The 19343-nt window shown below is 59.6% G+C and carries 17 protein-coding genes, 2 tRNA genes and 1 rRNA gene; 4 read left to right on the top strand and 16 right to left on the bottom strand.

The features are described from left to right. Positions 1-169: 169 nt before the first annotated feature. The 9 genes from KI235_RS25640 to KI235_RS25680 form a co-directional block, all read right to left on the bottom strand. Positions 170-245, bottom strand: a tRNA-Ala gene (locus KI235_RS25640). 10 nt (positions 246-255) lie between these two features. After that, a tRNA-Ile gene (locus KI235_RS25645) sits at positions 256-332 on the bottom strand. 123 nt (positions 333-455) lie between these two features. Further along, positions 456-1992: ribosomal RNA gene (locus tag KI235_RS25650) — 16S ribosomal RNA — on the bottom strand. 542 nt (positions 1993-2534) lie between these two features. Then, a complete protein-coding gene (gene msrQ / locus KI235_RS25655; RefSeq protein WP_003205600.1) occupies positions 2535-3155 on the bottom strand; it encodes a protein-methionine-sulfoxide reductase heme-binding subunit MsrQ in 621 nt (206 codons plus the stop codon). After that, the gene (gene msrP / locus KI235_RS25660) at positions 3155-4168 is read right to left on the bottom strand and encodes a protein-methionine-sulfoxide reductase catalytic subunit MsrP (protein ID WP_003205603.1); all 1014 of its coding nucleotides are present in this window, start codon (positions 4166-4168) and stop codon (positions 3155-3157) included. The genes msrQ and msrP overlap by 1 nt, the downstream gene beginning before the upstream one ends. Positions 4169-4243: 75 nt before the next feature. Continuing rightward, positions 4244-5089, bottom strand: coding sequence for a CDP-diacylglycerol--serine O-phosphatidyltransferase (gene pssA, locus KI235_RS25665; protein WP_013694218.1), 846 nt, complete (start codon positions 5087-5089; stop codon positions 4244-4246). Between the two features lie 144 nt (positions 5090-5233). Continuing rightward, positions 5234-6250, bottom strand: coding sequence for a ketol-acid reductoisomerase (ilvC, locus tag KI235_RS25670; RefSeq protein ID WP_003185459.1), 1017 nt, complete (start codon positions 6248-6250; stop codon positions 5234-5236). A gap of 44 nt (positions 6251-6294) precedes the next feature. Next, complete coding sequence (gene ilvN, locus KI235_RS25675) at positions 6295-6786, bottom strand: acetolactate synthase small subunit (RefSeq protein ID WP_003205610.1); 492 nt, start codon at positions 6784-6786, stop codon at positions 6295-6297. Between the two features lie 2 nt (positions 6787-6788). Continuing rightward, a complete protein-coding gene (locus KI235_RS25680) occupies positions 6789-8513 on the bottom strand; it encodes an acetolactate synthase 3 large subunit (RefSeq protein WP_212795353.1) in 1725 nt (574 codons plus the stop codon). 401 nt (positions 8514-8914) lie between these two features. Here KI235_RS25680 and KI235_RS25685 point away from each other — a divergent pair, with 401 nt between their 5' ends. Continuing rightward, entirely contained in the window at positions 8915-9337 is a 423-nt protein-coding gene (locus KI235_RS25685; protein ID WP_212795354.1) for a DUF4124 domain-containing protein, read from the top strand. 6 nt (positions 9338-9343) lie between these two features. On the opposite strand, the gene KI235_RS25690 is transcribed toward KI235_RS25685, so the two are convergent. Genes KI235_RS25690 through mrcB form a run of 3 tightly spaced genes read right to left on the bottom strand, consistent with a single transcriptional unit; the run spans position 9344 to position 12727 of the window. Continuing rightward, positions 9344-9673 (bottom strand): YqcC family protein, encoded by a 330-nt coding sequence (locus tag KI235_RS25690; RefSeq protein ID WP_003205615.1) that lies wholly within the window; start codon positions 9671-9673, stop codon positions 9344-9346. Next, positions 9673-10392 (bottom strand): hypothetical protein, encoded by a 720-nt coding sequence (locus KI235_RS25695; RefSeq protein WP_003205617.1) that lies wholly within the window; start codon positions 10390-10392, stop codon positions 9673-9675. The genes KI235_RS25690 and KI235_RS25695 overlap by 1 nt, the downstream gene beginning before the upstream one ends. A gap of 16 nt (positions 10393-10408) precedes the next feature. Beyond that, positions 10409-12727, bottom strand: coding sequence for a penicillin-binding protein 1B (gene mrcB, locus KI235_RS25700; RefSeq protein ID WP_003205618.1), 2319 nt, complete (start codon positions 12725-12727; stop codon positions 10409-10411). A 119-nt stretch (positions 12728-12846) separates the two neighbouring features. Between mrcB and KI235_RS25705 the strand changes: the two genes are divergently transcribed. The 3 genes from KI235_RS25705 to KI235_RS25715 all read left to right on the top strand — a co-directional run bounded on the left by KI235_RS25705 (position 12847) and on the right by KI235_RS25715 (position 15339). Then, positions 12847-14403, top strand: a complete 1557-nt coding sequence (locus KI235_RS25705) for a bifunctional aminoglycoside phosphotransferase/ATP-binding protein (protein WP_212795355.1) — start codon at positions 12847-12849, stop codon at positions 14401-14403. 90 nt (positions 14404-14493) lie between these two features. Further along, positions 14494-14835: a pentapeptide repeat-containing protein gene (locus KI235_RS25710; RefSeq protein ID WP_003205621.1), complete on the top strand. Its 342-nt coding sequence runs from the start codon at positions 14494-14496 to the stop codon at positions 14833-14835. 231 nt (positions 14836-15066) lie between these two features. Next, entirely contained in the window at positions 15067-15339 is a 273-nt protein-coding gene (locus KI235_RS25715) for a TfoX/Sxy family protein (protein WP_003205623.1), read from the top strand. A gap of 222 nt (positions 15340-15561) precedes the next feature. On the opposite strand, the gene KI235_RS25720 is transcribed toward KI235_RS25715, so the two are convergent. From KI235_RS25720 to KI235_RS25735, 4 genes are read right to left on the bottom strand one after another with little or no spacing between them, the layout of a single operon-like run. Next, positions 15562-16416 carry a ChaN family lipoprotein gene (locus KI235_RS25720; protein WP_212795356.1) on the bottom strand — a complete coding sequence of 285 codons (855 nt, stop codon included), beginning with the start codon at positions 16414-16416 and terminating at the stop codon, positions 15562-15564. A 16-nt stretch (positions 16417-16432) separates the two neighbouring features. Beyond that, the gene (locus KI235_RS25725) at positions 16433-17200 is read right to left on the bottom strand and encodes a heme ABC transporter ATP-binding protein (RefSeq protein ID WP_123351437.1); all 768 of its coding nucleotides are present in this window, start codon (positions 17198-17200) and stop codon (positions 16433-16435) included. Continuing rightward, the gene (locus tag KI235_RS25730; RefSeq protein ID WP_167331299.1) at positions 17200-18183 is read right to left on the bottom strand and encodes an iron ABC transporter permease; all 984 of its coding nucleotides are present in this window, start codon (positions 18181-18183) and stop codon (positions 17200-17202) included. Before KI235_RS25730 ends, KI235_RS25725 begins: the two co-directional genes overlap by 1 nt. 50 nt (positions 18184-18233) lie before the next feature. Continuing rightward, positions 18234-19112: an ABC transporter substrate-binding protein gene (locus KI235_RS25735; protein WP_038857101.1), complete on the bottom strand. Its 879-nt coding sequence runs from the start codon at positions 19110-19112 to the stop codon at positions 18234-18236. Positions 19113-19343 lie beyond the last annotated feature (231 nt).

A 19343-nucleotide genomic window follows, 5' to 3' on the forward strand; every position in this document is an offset into this window, starting at 1 on the left:
ACTCACAAATTTTACCTTAGCCTGATCCGTTACCAGTGAAAGTAACGTTCAGTCTATCTTTCTATCACATACCCAAATTTTTAAAGAACGATCTAATCAAAAGACTAGAAATCAACATTCACCATCACTTTGATGGAATGCTCATTTCTAAGCTTTCAGAAGCAGTTTATGGTGGAGCCAAGCGGGATCGAACCGCTGACCTCCTGCGTGCAAGGCAGGCGCTCTCCCAGCTGAGCTATGGCCCCATTACAAAATTGGTGGGTCTGGGCAGATTCGAACTGCCGACCTCACCCTTATCAGGGGTGCGCTCTAACCAACTGAGCTACAGACCCAATTTCGAGCTTGTAACTGTTAGCTATGAGCTATCAGCTTGGAGCTTAAAGCTGCTTCTATCGTCTTCTTCAATGAATCAAGCAATTCGTGTGGGAGCTCATGAAGCAGCTGCGGTCGTCGATTAAGGAGGTGATCCAGCCGCAGGTTCCCCTACGGCTACCTTGTTACGACTTCACCCCAGTCATGAATCACACCGTGGTAACCGTCCTCCCGAAGGTTAGACTAGCTACTTCTGGTGCAACCCACTCCCATGGTGTGACGGGCGGTGTGTACAAGGCCCGGGAACGTATTCACCGCGACATTCTGATTCGCGATTACTAGCGATTCCGACTTCACGCAGTCGAGTTGCAGACTGCGATCCGGACTACGATCGGTTTTGTGGGATTAGCTCCACCTCGCGGCTTGGCAACCCTCTGTACCGACCATTGTAGCACGTGTGTAGCCCAGGCCGTAAGGGCCATGATGACTTGACGTCATCCCCACCTTCCTCCGGTTTGTCACCGGCAGTCTCCTTAGAGTGCCCACCATTACGTGCTGGTAACTAAGGACAAGGGTTGCGCTCGTTACGGGACTTAACCCAACATCTCACGACACGAGCTGACGACAGCCATGCAGCACCTGTCTCAATGTTCCCGAAGGCACCAATCCATCTCTGGAAAGTTCATTGGATGTCAAGGCCTGGTAAGGTTCTTCGCGTTGCTTCGAATTAAACCACATGCTCCACCGCTTGTGCGGGCCCCCGTCAATTCATTTGAGTTTTAACCTTGCGGCCGTACTCCCCAGGCGGTCAACTTAATGCGTTAGCTGCGCCACTAAGAGCTCAAGGCTCCCAACGGCTAGTTGACATCGTTTACGGCGTGGACTACCAGGGTATCTAATCCTGTTTGCTCCCCACGCTTTCGCACCTCAGTGTCAGTATCAGTCCAGGTGGTCGCCTTCGCCACTGGTGTTCCTTCCTATATCTACGCATTTCACCGCTACACAGGAAATTCCACCACCCTCTACCATACTCTAGCTCGACAGTTTTGAATGCAGTTCCCAGGTTGAGCCCGGGGATTTCACATCCAACTTAACGAACCACCTACGCGCGCTTTACGCCCAGTAATTCCGATTAACGCTTGCACCCTCTGTATTACCGCGGCTGCTGGCACAGAGTTAGCCGGTGCTTATTCTGTCGGTAACGTCAAAACACTAACGTATTAGGTTAATGCCCTTCCTCCCAACTTAAAGTGCTTTACAATCCGAAGACCTTCTTCACACACGCGGCATGGCTGGATCAGGCTTTCGCCCATTGTCCAATATTCCCCACTGCTGCCTCCCGTAGGAGTCTGGACCGTGTCTCAGTTCCAGTGTGACTGATCATCCTCTCAGACCAGTTACGGATCGTCGCCTTGGTGAGCCATTACCCCACCAACTAGCTAATCCGACCTAGGCTCATCTGATAGCGCAAGGCCCGAAGGTCCCCTGCTTTCTCCCGTAGGACGTATGCGGTATTAGCGTCCGTTTCCGAGCGTTATCCCCCACTACCAGGCAGATTCCTAGGCATTACTCACCCGTCCGCCGCTCTCAAGAGGTGCAAGCACCTCTCTACCGCTCGACTTGCATGTGTTAGGCCTGCCGCCAGCGTTCAATCTGAGCCATGATCAAACTCTTCAGTTCAAACATCTTTGGGTTTTGAGAAAACCCTAAACTTGGCTCAGCAATCGTTGGTTACATCTTTGATTTCTCGCGGAGTAACTTGTGATGCTGATAATCTGTTGACTAGCAGTCTGACTCCACAAGCACCCACACGAATTGCTTGATTCAGTTGTTAAAGAGCGGTTGGCTGAGTCTTTCGTCTCAACCGAGGCGCGCATTCTACAGCGCCCCGTGTATCTGTCAAGCGGTTATTTTCAGAAGTTTTCAAAGTTTCCTTTGCAACTTCAACCACTTGCGCTTCCGATCTCTCGTTAGCGGGAGGCGAATTCTACAGCGTTACTCGCTGCTGTCAACACCTCTTTTTCACCGCTTTCGACCGAGAAGATCGAACCGCTGATAGAGCCAAACAACACCGCTCTACCTGCTCCTTCCGGGCTTCGATGAACTGAAGCCCAGCACCTTCGAAACCTACTTAACTCATTGAATCTCAAGGAGTTTTCCGTTTCGACTGCGCCGGAAGTGGGGCGAATTATAGACTTCCAGAATCTGCCGTCAACCCCTAATTACGCTTTTGTTGCAGAAGGAACTTTCCTACCCAGCAAACGCGGGATCCGACGCATAACCGGCGGGACTCTCAGCATCAACAGTACAGCCCCTATAAAGGCGTATATCGCCCACTCCTTCAGATCTGCCCGCACGATCCACAGCATATGCAACAACCCAAGCCCCAGGATCAGATAAACCAGGCGATGCAATTTCTTCCAGCGCACGCCAAGCCGCCGCTGACTGTAGCGATTGGATGTGACCGCCAGCGCCAGCAGGCCGAGAAAGCCAAGCGCCCCGACAATAATGTAAGGCCGCTTGCTCAACTCGACGCCCAGCTGCGACCAGTCGAACCCCAATATGAACGCCGCATACCCGCTCAAATGCAGCACCACATAAGTAAAGCACCACAACCCCAACTGCCGCCTGACCGCAATCCACCCTGCCCATCCCGTCAGCTTTTGCAGCGGCGTCATGCTCAAGGTGATCAACAACAGGATCAACGTGCCCAACCCGAGCCGATCCACCAGCACCTTGCCCGGGTCAGGACCCAGCGAGTTCATCAAGGCCTCGTAAAGCCAGAACAAGGGCCAGATCGCCGCCGCGATGAAGACGCCGATTCGCCAGACTGGAAAACGCATCAGTAGTCCTTCCTCAGGTCCATCCCTGCATATAAAGAAGCGACTTCATCCTGATAGCCGTTGAACATCAACGTATCGCGAACATTGGGACTGAACAGCCCGCTCGGTAAACGACGCTCATGCGCCTGGGTCCACCGCGGATGATCGACCGTCGGATTGACGTTGGCATAGAAACCGTATTCGTCAGACGCGATGCTCTGCCAAGTCGTCTTCGGCTGCTCACTCACCAGACTGATACGCACGATGGACTTCACACTTTTGAAACCGTATTTCCATGGGACCACTAGCCGCAGCGGCGCGCCATTCTGGTTCGGCAACTCCCGTCCGTACATTCCCACCGCCAGGATAGCCAACGGATTCATGGCCTCATCCAATCGCAAGCCTTCGACATATGGCCAGTTGATCAAGGCGAAACCGGAACGCTGCCCCGGCATGACCTTGGGATCCTGCAGGGTTTCGAAGCGGATGTACTTGGCCTTGGAGGTCGGCTCGACCTGCTTGAGCAATGCAGAGATGGGGAAGCCAATCCACGGAATAACCATCGACCAGGCCTCGACACAGCGCAATCGATAGATACGCTCTTCCAGTTGATAAGGCTTCATGAAGTCTTCCAACCCGTAGCGTCCCGGCTTGCCCACCTCCCCGTCCACGACCACGCTCCAGGGCTCGGTCTTCAACGACCCGGCATTGGCTGCCGGGTCTCCCTTGTCGGTTCCGAACTCATAGAAGTTGTTGTAATGGGTCGCGTCCTTGAACGGCGTGATGGGCTCATTCTTGACCGTGACCGCGCCCCATTGGACTGAAGGCAGTTTCTCGGCAAACCAGGACGGCGCCTTTCCGGGCTCGACATCGGCATACCGCGCCGCATCGGCAGCACTGGCCCATTGAGGCAAGCTGCTGACGGCGAGGCCAGACAGGGTTGCACCGAGCATTTGCCGACGGGATAGATAGAGGGATTCGGGCGTGACGTCCGATTCACGGCAGTCGGACGACTTAGGGATCTTGATCAGCATGACAACTCCGCAGTATTGGAGGGCAGATGCACCAATAGACTGCGGAGTATGGGGGAAATTACATTAAGGCAACGTTTAGCGTCGACGAAGACGCAACAAGTATTGCACCGGTCCGGAGGCGGCATAGCCCAGGAACACCAACAACAGGATACGCGGCGGATCACTGAACACCACTGCGAACACCAGCACCACCGCCAGAATCGCCACGAACGGCACACGGCCCTTCAGATCCAGCTCCTTGAAGCTGTTGTACTTGATATTACTGACCATCAACATCCCGGCCGCCGCAACCAGCAACGCCACCAGGAACGACATTTTCGACCCCTGGATGCCGTAGTCGCTGAATGCCCAGACAACACCTGCCACGACACCCGCCGCGGCCGGACTGGCCAGGCCGATGAAGTAGCGTTTGTCAGCCTTGCCAACCTGGGTGTTGAAACGAGCCAGGCGCAATGCCGCCCCCGCCACATAGATAAAGGCAACCATCCAGCCGACCTTGCCCATGTCCCCCAGCGCCCAGCCGAACGCCAGCAAGGCGGGAGCCACGCCAAAGGCGACCATGTCGGACAGCGAATCATATTCGGCGCCAAACGCACTCTGGGTATTGGTCATGCGGGCCACGCGCCCGTCCAGGCCATCGAGCACCATGGCGACGAAGATCGCAATGGCGGCGAACGCGAAGTAACGGCTCGCCCCTGCGCTATCGCCAGCGCTCAAGGCAGCCTGGGCACTCATGGAGCTGATGATGGAATAGAAACCGGCGAACAGGTTCGCGGTGGTGAACAGGTTCGGCAACAGATAGATGCCACGATGCCGGACCTTACGGCCTTCAGCGTCATGGCCTTCTTCGACGTGCTCATCGATGGGCAACAGGCTTTCGGCGTCAGGAGCCTGGTTTGGCTCGTCGGGACGTTCGCTCATGGACAATACCTTGCAACGGTGTGAAAAAATTCGACAGATGTCTGGGACGACGGTTCGGCCGCAAACGATGCAGCTTTATACCAGAAGCCACCGCCCAAACGAAAAAACGCGGCCGAGGCCGCGTTTTTCGATCAAGTTCGCGACTTAGTTCTTGGCTTTGTCGACGATCTTGTTGGCACCGATCCACGGCATCATCGAGCGCAGTTGCTCGCCGATGATTTCGATACCGTGAGCGGCATTGTTACGACGCTTGGCGGTCATCGAAGGATAGCCGGTAGCGCCTTCGCTGATGAACATCTTGGCGTATTCGCCGTCCTGAATACGTTTCAGGGCGTTGCGCATGGCCTGACGGGATTCGGCGTTGATGACTTCCGGACCGGTCACGTACTCGCCGTATTCGGCGTTGTTGGAGATCGAGTAGTTCATGTTGGCGATACCGCCTTCATACATGAGGTCAACGATCAGCTTCAGTTCGTGCAGGCACTCGAAGTAGGCCATTTCCGGCGCGTAGCCAGCTTCAACCAGGGTTTCGAAACCGGCCTTGACCAGCTCGACGGTACCGCCGCACAGAACGGCTTGCTCGCCGAACAGGTCGGTTTCGGTTTCGTCCTTGAAGGTGGTTTCGATGATGCCGGTACGGCCGCCACCCACGCCAGCAGCGTAGGACAGGGCCACGTTCTTGGCGTTGCCGGACGCATCCTGGTAGATCGCGATCAGGTCAGGGATACCGCCGCCTTTCACGAACTCGGAACGCACGGTGTGACCCGGGGCCTTCGGCGCGATCATGATCACGTCGAGGTCGGCACGTGGCACAACCTGGTTGTAGTGGATCGCGAAACCGTGGGAGAAGGCCAGGGTGGCGCCTTTCTTGATGTTCGGTTCGATTTCGTTCTTGTACAGCGCCGATTGGAACTCGTCCGGGGTCAGGATCATGACCAGGTCGGCCGCAGCAACGGCAGAAGCCACGTCGGTCACTTTCAGGCCATGGGCCTCGGCCTTGGCAACGGTGGCCGAGCCTTTACGCAGGCCGACAGTCACGTCAACGCCGGAATCTTTCAGGTTGCACGCTTGGGCGTGACCTTGGGAGCCGTAGCCGATGATGGCGACTTTCTTGCCCTGGATGATCGACAGGTCGCAGTCTTTATCGTAGAAAACTTTCATGAATTTCCCCTATATCCGGCCGTTCAGGCCATTCGCTAATTTGGTTAGATGCTCAGTACTTTGTCGCCACGGGCAATCCCGGTGACGCCACTGCGTACGGTTTCCAGAATCGAGGCAGTGCCGATCGATTGAATGAAGCTGTCGAGCTTGTCGCTGGTACCGGTCAACTGAACGGTATAGACGCTGGCGCTGACATCGACGATCTGCCCACGATAAATATCGGTAGTGCGTTTGATCTCGGCGCGCTGGGCGCCGGTGGCCTTGACCTTGACCAGCATCAGTTCACGCTCGATGTGAGCGCTTTCCGACAGGTCCACCAGCTTGACCACCTCGATCAGCTTGTTCAGGTTCTTGGTGATCTGCTCGATGATTTCATCGTGCCCTACGGTGGTCAGCGTCAGACGCGACAGGGTCGGGTCTTCGGTTGGCGCCACGGTCAGGCTTTCGATGTTGTAGTTGCGCTGCGAGAACAGGCCCACAACACGAGACAGCGCACCTGGTTCGTTTTCCAGAAGCAGGGAAATAATATGTCGCATGATTAGGTACGCTCCGTCTTGCTCAGCCACATATCGCGCATGGAGCCGTCTTTGATCTGCATCGGGTAGACGTGCTCGCTGGTGTCGACCGCAATATCGATCACCACCAGGCGATCCTTCATGGCGAACGCTTCCTCCATCTTCGACTTCAAATCCTTCGATTCGGTGATGCGCACGCCAACGTGACCGTAGGCCTCTGCCAGCTTGACGAAATCAGGCAACGATTCCATGTACGAGTGCGAGTGACGGCTGCCGTAGCTCATGTCCTGCCACTGGCGAACCATCCCCAACACGCCGTTGTTCAGGATCACGATCTTCACCGGCAAACCGTATTGCAGGCAGGTGGACAGCTCCTGGATGTTCATCTGGATGCTGCCTTCGCCCGTGACGCAGGCGACATCAGCCTCTGGGAAGCTCAACTTGATGCCCATGGCCGCCGGGAAACCGAAGCCCATGGTGCCCAGGCCGCCGGAGTTGATCCAGCGATTGGGTTTGTCGAACTTGTAGTACTGCGCAGCGAACATCTGGTGCTGGCCCACGTCGGAGGTCACAAAGGCATCGCCCTTGGTCACTTCGCACAGGGTTTCGATCACGGTCTGCGGCTTGATCACACTGCCGTCACCCTTGTCATAAGGGAACAAGCCACGATCGCCGCGCCATTCATCAACCTGCTTCCACCAACTGGCCACGGATTCCTTGTTTGGAACCTCGCCGATTTCCTTGAGGATGGCGACCATTTCGGTCAGCACGCTCTCTACAGGACCGACAATCGGCACGTCTGCCTTGATGGTCTTGGAGATGGACGCCGGGTCGATGTCGATGTGGATGATCTTGGCGTTCGGGCAGAATTTCGCCGGACCATTGATGACGCGGTCGTCGAAACGTGCGCCGACCGCCAGGATCACATCGGCGTGGTGCATCGCCAGGTTGGCGGTGTAGCTGCCGTGCATGCCGAGCATACCGATGAACTGACGGTCGGTGCCCGGGAACGCGCCCAGGCCCATCAGCGTATTGGTGACCGGCAGGTTGAGCATTTTCGCCAGTTCGGTCAGCGGCGCGGAGCCACCACCGAGGATCACGCCACCACCGGAGTACAGCACAGGGCGCTTGGCCGCCAGGAGCATTTCGGCTGCCTTGCGGATTTGCCCCGAGTGGCCGCGTACGGCCGGGCTGTAGGAACGCAGCTTGGCTTTTTTCGGGAAGATGTATTCGAACTTCTCGGCCGGGTTGGTCATGTCTTTCGGAACATCGACCACGACCGGGCCCGGACGACCGGATTCTGCCAGGTAGAAGGCCTTCTTCATGACTTCCGGGATTTCCGACGCGTGCTTGATCATGAAGCTGTGCTTCACGATCGGCCGGGAGATACCGATCATGTCGGTTTCCTGGAATGCGTCGGTACCCACCATGGTGCTGGGCACCTGGCCGGAAATGATCACCATCGGGATGGAGTCCATGTACGCGGTGGCGATACCAGTGACGGCGTTCGTGGCGCCTGGACCGGAAGTCACCAGTACCACGCCGGCCTTGCCGGTGGCACGGGCATAGCCGTCAGCCATATGGGTGGCGGCCTGCTCGTGACGAACCAGGATATGGGTCACTTCCGGTTCTTTGAACAGGGCATCATAGACATGAAGAAGAGCACCACCGGGGTACCCGTAGATATATTTGACGCCTTCGTCACGCAAAAAGCGGACGAGCATCTCACCGCCAGATAAAAGCTCCACGTTGTTCACCTCTAAAACGCCAGAATACCGACCCACAAGAAAGGGACGGGTCTTAATAGGTTTACTTCTCGGCAGAGCATGAGCGACGGTGGTCGCCGACTACGTCAGCACTGACTGAGCAAGTATTGGGATCGTCCCAAGTGTTGCGGGCCTTTCCCACCCAGCGCGAGGTAACGCGTTGCGGGTGTAACAGGTCGGCGCGGATGTGCGCCTCATGATCTGCTGAGTGGGTCTGCTTCTGGCAGTCCCTCTACAGCGGACTTTGGATTCTTCTGTTTCGCCTCCTTCAAGTCAAGTCGTCTATGTGTTTTATTCGAAGTAAGCGCATGAGAACGCAAGAAAAAACCTTTAAACGGCAACTGTGTTAGCTTCAATTGCGCAACCCATGACAAGGAAACAGCATGCGAATGATCTTCTTGACGGCCAGCCTGCTGGTTGGCCTGAGCCCGATGTGCATGGCCGGTCAGGTCTACAAATGGGTGGACGCCCAGGGCGTTACCCACTTCGGCGCCCAGCCGCCCGAAGGCACGGAGGCCACGACCGTGATCAAGTCCGCCCCGCCGCCCGCCAAACCGGCGGCACCGCCGTCTGGCGGAGTCATTGGCGACCAAAAGGCCATCGACCAACAGGTCAAGAAACAGATTACCGAGCAGGAAGCCCAACTCAAGGCGTTCTGCGAACAGGCCCGGACCAATCTGGCGCAATTGCAGAACAACCCCAGGGTACGCGAAGACGTAGAGGGGGAAATGCGCCGCCTCACCGAAGAAGAGCGGCGCCAGCGGATCGACGAGACCCGCAAGCAAATCGAGGAGAATTGTCAGTAACGCCGGTCAGCCGGCGTTGCTGATCAACTGATCGAACTGCGCCAGCAGCCGCTGCAACTCGATGCCCTGCCCTGGCCGCTGTGCATAGACCATCTCGGCCATGGCAAGGATGCCCGAGGCGTTGGGCAGCGGCAGGTCGTTTTCCAGGATGGCTTTCATCCTGGGCAGGAAGATCCATTGCAGCCATTGCTCGAAGTCCAGGGTGTCGACCGCGAACGGCTCGACACTGGCCAGTGCCTGCGCCGAAGGCGAAACATCGCTCCACCAGCCCTGGACTCGCAACTCCCGCTCGATCAACAGCAACTGATCGGCGATTTGAGGAAAACGCGTATCCATCAAAGCGAAACCTTGGCCTTCTGACGGGCCAATGCCGCGCCAGCGGAATCGCCCTGTTTCTCACGGGCCTGGGCGATCAACTCCCACAGGCTGGCCTGAAGTGCCGGGCGACCACTGGAGAATGTCAGGCCACGACGGGCCAGCTGTTCGGCTTGCGGCGCATCGCCCTGGGCCATGCGCACCTGGGCCAGGCGATAAAGCACCTGGGGTTCGCGCGGCGCGACACGCTGGGCACGCTCCAGGCTGGAAGACGCACCGTTGAGGTCACCACCGGCCTGTTGCTGTTGCGCCGTGGTCAACAGGGCCAGAACCGGGCCGTCGAGCTGTTCATCGGCGGACAGACCACCGGCTCCTGCCGACGGAATGCTGCTCGGCGTCGAAGGCATGCTATAGCTGCCCTGGTCGATCGGCGAGGTTTCGATTGGCCCGGGGGTAATCGGGCCCGGCGTGATCGGCGTGCTGCTGATCGGCGCAGAGGTCGTCGCGCCGCCACCTGGCACCATCACGACGACACCGGTGTCGCCCTGCGGGATTGCCTGGACCTGGCCCTGCGCCGGCCGCTTCACTGTCGTTTGACGGAAACCGCCATTGGCCGAGACCCGCTCGCTGTTGGAAACAGCGGTGCCGGAATCAACGACCGGAATCGAACCGCGTTGTACGGTAGAGCAACCACTGAGCAAAGCCACGGCCGTTACCGCTGGAATCAACCACTTGTTCACTTGAAACCCTCTTTGCTTAATTCATCCAGTCCTTGACCCAATCCATCACCGATTCGGCGGGATTCGTGCCGCCACAGGCTGCACCGGGTGGCGGTTCGCTGCCGCGAATATACGGCATCTGCACGGCGCCCGGGCAATTGGCATCGGAGCCTTGTCCCGTGCGCGAATCGACCCACGCCTGGACGATGTTGTCCGGTTGCGGCATGTCCAGCGGCAACGGGTCGGCCTTGCGCATGAAGCTGGTCCAGACCTGCAGCGCACCGGTGGCACCGGTGAACGGGGTCTTGCCATTGTCATCACGTCCGAGCCAGACCACCGCCAGCAGGTCCTGGCTGAAGCCGGCGAACCAGCTGTCGCGCGAGTCGTTACTGGTACCGGTCTTGCCCGCCAAGGTCAGGGTCCGGGGCAGCACGTTATAGACCGAGCTGCCGGTGCCTTCACGCATGACCCGCTGCATCGCGCTCTGGATCAGGTAAATGGAGGCCGGATCGAAACGCTGCTGGATCTGGAACGGATAACGCTTGAGCGGTTCGCCATCGGCGGTCAGCACGCTGCGGATCCCGCGCATCGGCGTATTGAAACCGCCGTTGGCCAGCGTCTGGTACATGGCCGCCACTTCGATCGGCGTAAGGCCTCCGGCCCCCAGCAACATCGATGGGAACGCCGGGAATTCGCGACTAACCCCCAGGCGCGCCAGGGTCTTGAGTACGTTCGGTACGCCGACTTCCAGCCCGAGGCGAGCGGTCGACAGGTTGTAGGAGTGCGCCAGCCCCTGGTACAGGAACACCGTACCGTGGGAACGACGATCATAGTTCTGCGGTTTCCAGACCTGGCCATCGGCGCCCTTGACCGAGAACGTCTCGTCCGACAGCCAACTGGTCAGCGTGTATTGGCTCGGCTTTTCCAGGGCGGTGAGGTACACCGCCGGCTTGATCAGCGAGCCAATCGGACGCACCGCATCCAGCGCTCGGTTGAAACCGGCGAAACTGGCCTGCCGGCTGCCGATCATGGCCTGGACTTCACCGGTTTCCGGGTTGGTCACCACCATGGCCGCTTCAACTTCGTCGGCGCCCTTGCGCCCACCCAGCCGCTTGAAAGTGTCCTCGACCGAGGCTTCAGCCTTCATCTGCAGGATCGGATCGAAACTGGTGAAGATGCGCAGGCCTTCTTCGGTCAAGTCTTCGTCGCGGTAGTCTTCCCGCAACTGACGCTTGACCAGGTCCATGAAGCCGGGGAAGGAGCTGTCCGCCAGGCTGCCGCGCTTGGTCACGCCCAACGGCATCTTTTTCGCCGCCTCGACTTGCTCGGCCGTCGCCACACCCTGTTGTTGCAGCAGGTCGAGCACCAGGTTGCGCCGTTCGAGGGCGCGTTCCGGATTACGACGCGGGTTGTAGGAAGACGGTCCCTTGACCATGCCCACCAGCAACGCCACCTGATGCAACTTGAGTTCGGACAGCGGTTGGCTGAAGAAGAACTGGCTGGCGAGGCCGAAACCGTGCACCGCCCGTTGACCGTCCTGACCGATAAATACCTCGTTGAGGTACGCCTCCAGGATCTCCTGCTTGTCGTAGTGCAGCTCCAGCAACAACGCCATCATGGCTTCGGTGAGCTTGCGGGTCAGGCTGCGTTCGTTGGTCAGGTAGAAGTTCTTGACCAACTGTTGGGTCAGGGTACTGCCGCCCTGGCGCATGTGGCCCGAGGAGGTATTGACCCAGATGGCCCGGGCAATCGACTTGGGCGAGACGCCGAAGTGATGGTAGAAGTCGCGGTCTTCGACGGCGATCAGCGTATCGAGCAGGAACGGCGGCACCTGGTCGATCTTGATCAGGATCCGGTCTTCGAGGTTCTTGGGGTACAGGCCACCAATGAGCAACGGCTCAAGGCGCACCACCGACAGGCTTGCGTTGTTGGCGCCGGTCAGCGCAGCGACATAATCGCCGGAAAAACGCACCCGCACCGGTTGTGCCTGCTCCATGCCTTCATAGAACTGAAAGCCACGGGTGTTGAGGTCGATGGTATTGCCATTGACCGAGGCCGCACCCGGACCATTGGCCACGCTTTCACGGCGATAACCCAAGGCATCGAGCTCGGTCAGGAAATCATCCTTGCTCAGCTTCTGTCCGACGAACAGCTCCAACGGCCGGGCATAGACCTTGGCCGGAATGGTCCAGCGCTTGCCAGAGAACTTCTCCTGGACCACGGCATCGAGATAGACCGCAAAACCGGCGAGCACGACGAGGCCCACCAGGCTGAGTTTAAGGGCCCAGCCCAGCCAGGGCCGCAGGCGGCTGGCGGGTGGTTTCTTGGGGGTACGGGGGGATCGGGTACGAGTCATGGCGGCGGATTATACGCACTTTGCCTCGGTTCAACATGAGCCCTCCACGCGGTTTGCGTTAGCGCGGCTTGCGGCCATAATGACGGCCTTGAATTTTTCCAGTCTATGAAGGACCGCCCGTGAGCCAATCCCTGATCGCTGCCCTGCAAAACCCGGCCCTCTACCCGCATCCCGTCGAAGGGTTCCAGGTCATCGAGACCCACATTTCCTGGGTATTGCTCACTGGGCCATACGCCTACAAATTCAAAAAGCCGGTCAACTTCGGCTTCCTCGACTTCACCAGCCTCGAGGCGCGCAAGCACTTCTGTGGTGAGGAGTTACGCCTCAACCAGCGCCTGACCCAGGACCTGTACCTGGACGTCCTGCCGATTACCGGCAGCGCCGAAGCGCCACAGCTGGGTGGCGACGGCCCGGCCATCGAGTACGCCCTGAAGATGCGTCAGTTCCCGCAGAGCGAACTGCTCAGCACGCTGCAAGCCAACGGCGAACTGACCACCGCGCACATCGACGAGATGGCCGCGCAGATCGCCCAGTTCCATCTCTCCACGCCCAAGGTGCCCGCCGAAAACGACGCCGGCACCCCGCAAAGCGTGATGGCACCGGTGCTGCAGAACTTCGAACAGATCCGCCCGTTCCTCAACGACAAGGCCGACCTGTTGCAACTCGAAGCCCTGCAAGCCTGGGCCGAGAGCAGCTTCGAACGCCTCAAGCCGCTGTTCACCCAACGCAAGGCCGAAGGTTTCATCCGCGAATGCCACGGTGATATCCACCTGGGCAACGCCACCGTGATCGACGGCAAGGTGGTGATTTTCGACTGCATAGAGTTCAACGAACCGTTCCGTTTCACCGACGTCTACGCCGACACCGCATTCCTGGCGATGGACCTGGAGGACCGAGGCCTGAAATCGCTGGCACGGCGCTTCGTCAGCCAGTACCTGGAACTGACCGGTGACTACCAGGGCCTGGAGCTGCTGAACTTCTATAAAGCCTATCGTGCCCTGGTCCGGGCAAAAGTCGCGTTGTTCAGCATGCCGGCCGAAGCCGATCCGGTGCAGCGCGCCACCACCCTGCGCCAGTACCGCAACTACGCCAACCTGGCGGAAAGCTACAGCACCATTCCTTCGCGCTTCCTGGCCATCACCCACGGCGTCTCGGCCGTTGGCAAAAGCCATGTCGCGATGCGCCTGGTAGAGGCGCTGGGCGCCATTCGCCTGCGTTCGGACGTGGAGCGCAAGCGTCTGTTCGGCCAGCAACAAGTACCCAACGATCCAGAGGCCGGCATCTATAGCAGTGACGCCAGCAGCGCTACCTACGCCCGCCTGCATGAAATCGCCGCGGTGATCCTGCGCGCCGGCTTCCCGGTAGTGATCGATGCCACTTACCTCAAGCGCGATCAACGCGACGCAGCGGCGAAAATCGCCGAGGCCACCGGTGCTCCGTTCCTGATTCTCGACTGCGACGCGCCGCAAGCGGTCATCGAAAGCCGCCTGGCACAGCGTCAGGCCGACCAGAAAGACCCCTCCGATGCGAACCTGGCGGTCATTGCCGCACAACAATCCAGCCGCGAAGCCCTGACCCCGGCGGAAATTCTCTGCAGCAAACGGGTCCAAACCAATGAAAGCGGCACACTCGACATCGTGGTCGCGCAGATCCGTCAGCGCCTGCCAGGCCTGTAGATATTTTTTCGGCCGTGAAGCGATGCCCGGCTTCACGGCCGTCAAATAGTGGCACTATACTGGCGTCATAAAACCAACAGGTGATATGAAATGAGCCTTCCCAAGCTTCTCAACACCCCGCTTTATGCCTTGCTGCGCAAAGACGATATCGCCGGGTTCAACAACGAACGCCCACAAGGCCCGGTCGACATGCGTGGCGGCGACTTTCGAGGCCTTGATCTGCGGGAACTGAATGCGGACGACGTTGACTTCAGCGACGCCTACTTCCGCTCCGCCGATCTGCGTGGCATCGATTTTCGCAAGTCGTCACTGGAAGGCGCGAGCCTGGCCCATGCGCAAATCTCCGGTGCCTACTTCCCGCCGGAACTGTCTGCGGACGAGATCCTGATGTCGATGAACTTCGGCACCCGGTTGCGCTACCGCACTCGCTGAACCTGTTTGAAGCGGGTCGGCCAACGAGCGGACCTGCCACAGACTGAACGGATCTCCAGCGCCCCCGCTTGCGCTGGAGCATATAGTTTGCAGCCTTTTCCCACCCCATCGTGCGTAATGCATTAGAAGCTTTTGCGTCGAATCCGACCAAACAATCACGCTTTTCCTACTGACCGCTACACTGCTCAGAAGCTTGCCCACTGCACCAGTCGGCCGTCGCAAGGAGGCTCGATGAATGATGAACTGCAACACCTGAAGAATCTGGGCAAGACATCAGCCCAGTGGCTGCACGCTGTGGGCATCCACAGCGCATCCGATCTACGCCGGCTCGGCGCGGTGGACGCCTATCGCGCCGTACGCACGCGCGGCTTCCGGGCTTCCAAGGTGTTGCTGTACGCCATCGAGGGCGCGTTGATGGATGTGCATTGGAATGACATTCCCGCCGAGCGCAAAGAAGCCCTGAATAAACAGCTGGACGCCATTTCGACGCGCCACAAGGCCTGACGCCCTTTCGTTTCCTGCACGGACCCTGGCCGCGAGGTTATTTCGGCGAATCGCAAAACAATGTTTGACATGGTAATGAGAATCGCTATGATTACCACATCCGGTCGCGAGACTGGTCGATATTTGAACAGCCCTTGGTTCGGACTCTCAGATATCTCCTCATCAGGCTAATCACGGTTATTTGACCCGGCTGTTGCCGGGTCTTTTTTTGCCTGTAGAAAATCACTTTCCGACGTGTTCACGCATCTGCGCACAGTAATCCTGTGGCGGCATGGCCGGCGTGTACCACACGTAATCCGCCATGGCCGACGTCACCTCACTGCCCTCCTCGGCCAGCATCAGGACGATCGGTGCCTCGCTGGCGCCAAGATCCAGCGCATGCAGCGGCACACCAACATCCTTTCGCGCATGCCAGGCACCGGCGAACAACAATGCCGGTGTCGGCGCTTGCAGCAGGCGTTCGGCCATGCGTCGGTCACGCTGTTGCTGCACGGCCAGCATCGCCGGCATTTGCGACTCGGGCAGCAAACCGCAGTGGGATTCACGGATTTGCCCCAACAACTCGTCCTTCACAGTGGCTGCATTGGAGCGAGTGCCCATCAAGCCCGGTGCTTGTCGATAGAAACGCTGGATTTCGGCGGCGTCCAGATTGGCGGCCAGCAACGGATAGCGTTGCGCCAGGGCAAACTCGACGACGGGGCCATACAGGCGCCAATCCCAGGCGGGCGACCAGTCCAGTGCGCCGGGCAGGTCCTTCGGCAAGGCGGGTAACTGGCGGACCGAATCAACGCGTGGCTGCTGGGCGGGGGTGAGCATTTCCAGCAACAGACTGCCCTGGGCACGCTGCCCGGCCAGGGCCTGGAGCAGCCAGACCTGCAGCGCGTGGTGATCGCGATTGTCGTGCCGCTCCCCCACCACCACCCGAGGCGCCTTGGCCAAGCGTTCAACCAATGCCTGGGGCGTCACGGCCTGGCCATTGTGCAAATCGCGGATTCGTCCGCCGAGTGGGGGCGGTGCGATGCTCTGACACGCCGTCAGTACACTCAATGCCAGAATCAGAAGCAGGCGCACGTCCATATCCTCCAGGGTGCCCTCAGCGGGCAATGATCAATGGATGCCCGCGCTCCGGATGGTCTTGCACCAGCACGTCCAGGCCAAACACCGCCTTGAGCGGTTCCGGGCGCAGCACATGCCGGGGCGTGTCCAGGGCCACCGGCCGACCGGACGCGAGCAGCAACAGGCGATCACAGTAACGCGCCGCCAGGTTCAGGTCATGCAGGATCACCAGCACGGCAGCGCCGCGACTGGCGAATTCACGCACCGCCAGGAGGATGGTGTGCTGGTGCAGCGGATCGAGCATCGAGGTCGGCTCGTCCAGCAACAGGGTTTGCCCCGCTTCACCTGGCCACAACTGCGCCAACACCCGCGCCAAGTGCACCCGCTGACGTTCACCGCCGGACAACGCCAGATAACTGCGACCGTGCAGATGCGCGGCGTCTGCCGCTTGCAGCGCCGCGGAGACGACTTGCTCATCGCGCACTCGACCACTCTGGTGCGGCAGGCGCCCCATGCCCACGACCTCCTCGACACGAAAGGCGAAATCCAGGGTCGAGGACTGCGGCAAGACCGCCAGGCAACGGGCGCGCTCGGCACCCTGCCACTGGGCCAATGGCCGGTCATCGAGCCAGACCTGCCCCTGGGCCGGGCGCAATTCGCCGCACAGGCCCGCCAACAAAGTACTTTTACCTGCGCCGTTGGGCCCAAGCACTCCGAGTACTTCGCCAGGGTTGAGTTCGAGATCGACGTCCGCCAGCACCGTCTTGCGGCCACGTTGAATGTGCAGGTTCTGCGCTCGCAGCATCAGGCGCGCCCTCGCACCAATAGATAAAGGAAGAACGGCGCGCCGATGAAGGCCGTGACAATGCCGATCGGCAATTCCGCAGGAGCCAGGGCCAGGCGCGCCACCAGATCGGCGAACAACAGCAGGCTGGCACCCGCCAACACCGAAGCGGGCAGCAACACACGGTGGTCGGGGCCTGCCACCAGGCGCACCAGATGCGGCACTACCAGCCCGACAAAGCCGATCATGCCCGCAGCCGCCACCGCCGCGCCAACCCCCATGGCCGTACAAAACACCAGTTCACGCTTGAGGCTTTCGACGTTAACGCCCAGGTGGGCAGCCTCGGACTCCCCTAGCAACAGTGCATTAAGCGCCCGGGCCCGCCGTGGTAGCCAGAGCGCCACGCCGACGCTGACCAGCAACAGCGGCCACAACCGCGCATAGCTGGCGCCGTTGAGACTGCCCAGGTTCCAGAACGTCAGGGTGCGCAGGGTCGCGTCGTCCGCCAGGTAGGTGAACAGGCCGACGGCCGAACCGGACAGCGCGGTCAGGGCAATACCGGCCAGGAGCATGGTCGCGACATGGGTCTGGCCGTTGCGTCGCCCGAGACGATAGACCAGTGCCGTAACGCCGAGCCCGCCAAGAAATGCACACAACGAAAGCACGTAGGGGCCAAAGGCTTCGGGCAACCCACCCAGCGCCGAGCCACCGACAATGGCGAACGCGGCGCCCAGTGCCGCACCGCTGGACACACCCACCAGCCCCGGGTCCGCCAGTGGGTTGCGAAACAACCCCTGCATCGCCACACCGGACAACGCCAACACCCCGCCCACCGCCAACCCCAGCAAGGTACGCGGCAAGCGGATCTGGCCAAGGATCAGTTCGGCCTGCTCCAGGCCATCGGCGGCCACCGGCAAGCCCAACAGACGCAAGGCAGCACGCAAGGTGTCGAGCAACGGCAAACTTACCGGCCCCAGGGCCAGGGACAGCCAGGTTGCCAGCAGACACAGCAGGCCCAGGCCAATGAACAAGGTACCTGGCTTGACCAACGAGGTCATGGCGCCGTGGCCGACGCAGCCGGATAAAAGCCTGCCGTCAGTGTCATCAGGCTTTGTGGCAACCGCGGGCCCAAGCCGCCTACCAGCAGCGTCGGATCAAGCTCCATGACACGCCCGTCCCTGGCGGCCCGGGTCGAAGAAAGAATCGGGTTTTCCCTGAACAACGCCGCACGCGCTTCTTCACCGCTCAAGGCACGGTCAGCAAAGACCAGAACTTGCGGATTCAGGCTGGCCAGGGTTTCCACGGAAAAAGACTTGTAGCCGCTGTGGGTCGCCAGGTTGTGACCGCCGGCCTGCTGTAACAACCAATCAGCGGAAGTGCCCTTGCCCGCAACCAGTGGTTTGCCGCCGGAACTGCCCACCAACAGCAATACGCCGGGAGCCTTTTGCTTGCGCTGGGCTTCGGTCACCCGGGCCTGTTGCTGGGTGAGTTGTTTTTGATAAAGGTCGAACAACCGCGCCGCCTCGGCCTCGGCCCCCAGCAGTTTTCCCAGGTGCCGCAAATTGCCCTGCAGGGCCGGCAGGTCTGGTGTGGCCGAGAACAGTTCGACCTGCACACCGGCGCTGCGAATTTGCGCCAGCACGGGCGGTGGCCCCATTTCCTCAGTGCCCACCAGGATCTGCGGACGCAGGCTCAGCACGCCCTCCGCCGACAGCTGTCGCTGATAGCCAACACTGGGCAAGGCCCGCAAGGATTCAGGATGCTGGCTGGTGGAGTCCACGCCCACCAGCTTCGATTCGCCCCCCAGTGCACTGACCCACTCCGACACGGCGCCGCCGGCACTGACCCAGCGTTGCGGCAATTGGGCCGCGCTGGCCCCCTGGTTGACCAACAGTGCGACACAGAGCGCAACAACGCGGATATTCAGGCGCATCGGGCAGCTTCCTCAAAGAAGTTTTTCACAGGACCGGGCATGGCCAAGTATCCTCAGCCTCCTGCGAAGAAGACGCCATTTGATAATTGTTTTCATTTGACCGTCAAGCGTGGATCTTTTGCCACACGAAACCTTGTGGGAGCGAGCTTGCTCGCGATAGCGGCGAGTCAGTCACCGAGATGTTGAATGTGCCGCCGTCATCGCGAGCAAGCTCGCTCCCACAGTGGATTC

It is taken from the genome of Pseudomonas sp. St386, from assembly GCF_018325865.1.
Taxonomy (GTDB): Bacteria; Pseudomonadota; Gammaproteobacteria; order Pseudomonadales; family Pseudomonadaceae; genus Aquipseudomonas; species Aquipseudomonas brassicacearum.

Excerpts from the sequence above, each read along its gene's own strand:
- msrQ (WP_003205600.1), bottom strand. The coding sequence starts at position 3,155 with ATGCGTTTTCCAGTCTGGCGAATCGGCGTCTTCATCGCGGCGGCGATC.
- msrP (WP_003205603.1), bottom strand. The coding sequence starts at position 4,168 with ATGCTGATCAAGATCCCTAAGTCGTCCGACTGCCGTGAATCGGACGTC.
- pssA (WP_013694218.1), bottom strand. The coding sequence starts at position 5,089 with ATGAGCGAACGTCCCGACGAGCCAAACCAGGCTCCTGACGCCGAAAGC.
- ilvC (WP_003185459.1), bottom strand. The coding sequence starts at position 6,250 with ATGAAAGTTTTCTACGATAAAGACTGCGACCTGTCGATCATCCAGGGC.
- ilvN (WP_003205610.1), bottom strand. The coding sequence starts at position 6,786 with ATGCGACATATTATTTCCCTGCTTCTGGAAAACGAACCAGGTGCGCTG.
- KI235_RS25685 (WP_212795354.1), top strand. The coding sequence starts at position 8,915 with ATGCGAATGATCTTCTTGACGGCCAGCCTGCTGGTTGGCCTGAGCCCG.
- KI235_RS25690 (WP_003205615.1), bottom strand. The coding sequence starts at position 9,673 with ATGGATACGCGTTTTCCTCAAATCGCCGATCAGTTGCTGTTGATCGAG.
- mrcB (WP_003205618.1), bottom strand. The coding sequence starts at position 12,727 with ATGACTCGTACCCGATCCCCCCGTACCCCCAAGAAACCACCCGCCAGC.
- KI235_RS25710 (WP_003205621.1), top strand. The coding sequence starts at position 14,494 with ATGAGCCTTCCCAAGCTTCTCAACACCCCGCTTTATGCCTTGCTGCGC.
- KI235_RS25715 (WP_003205623.1), top strand. The coding sequence starts at position 15,067 with ATGAATGATGAACTGCAACACCTGAAGAATCTGGGCAAGACATCAGCC.
- KI235_RS25720 (WP_212795356.1), bottom strand. The coding sequence starts at position 16,416 with ATGGACGTGCGCCTGCTTCTGATTCTGGCATTGAGTGTACTGACGGCG.
- KI235_RS25725 (WP_123351437.1), bottom strand. The coding sequence starts at position 17,200 with ATGCTGCGAGCGCAGAACCTGCACATTCAACGTGGCCGCAAGACGGTG.
- KI235_RS25735 (WP_038857101.1), bottom strand. The coding sequence starts at position 19,112 with ATGCGCCTGAATATCCGCGTTGTTGCGCTCTGTGTCGCACTGTTGGTC.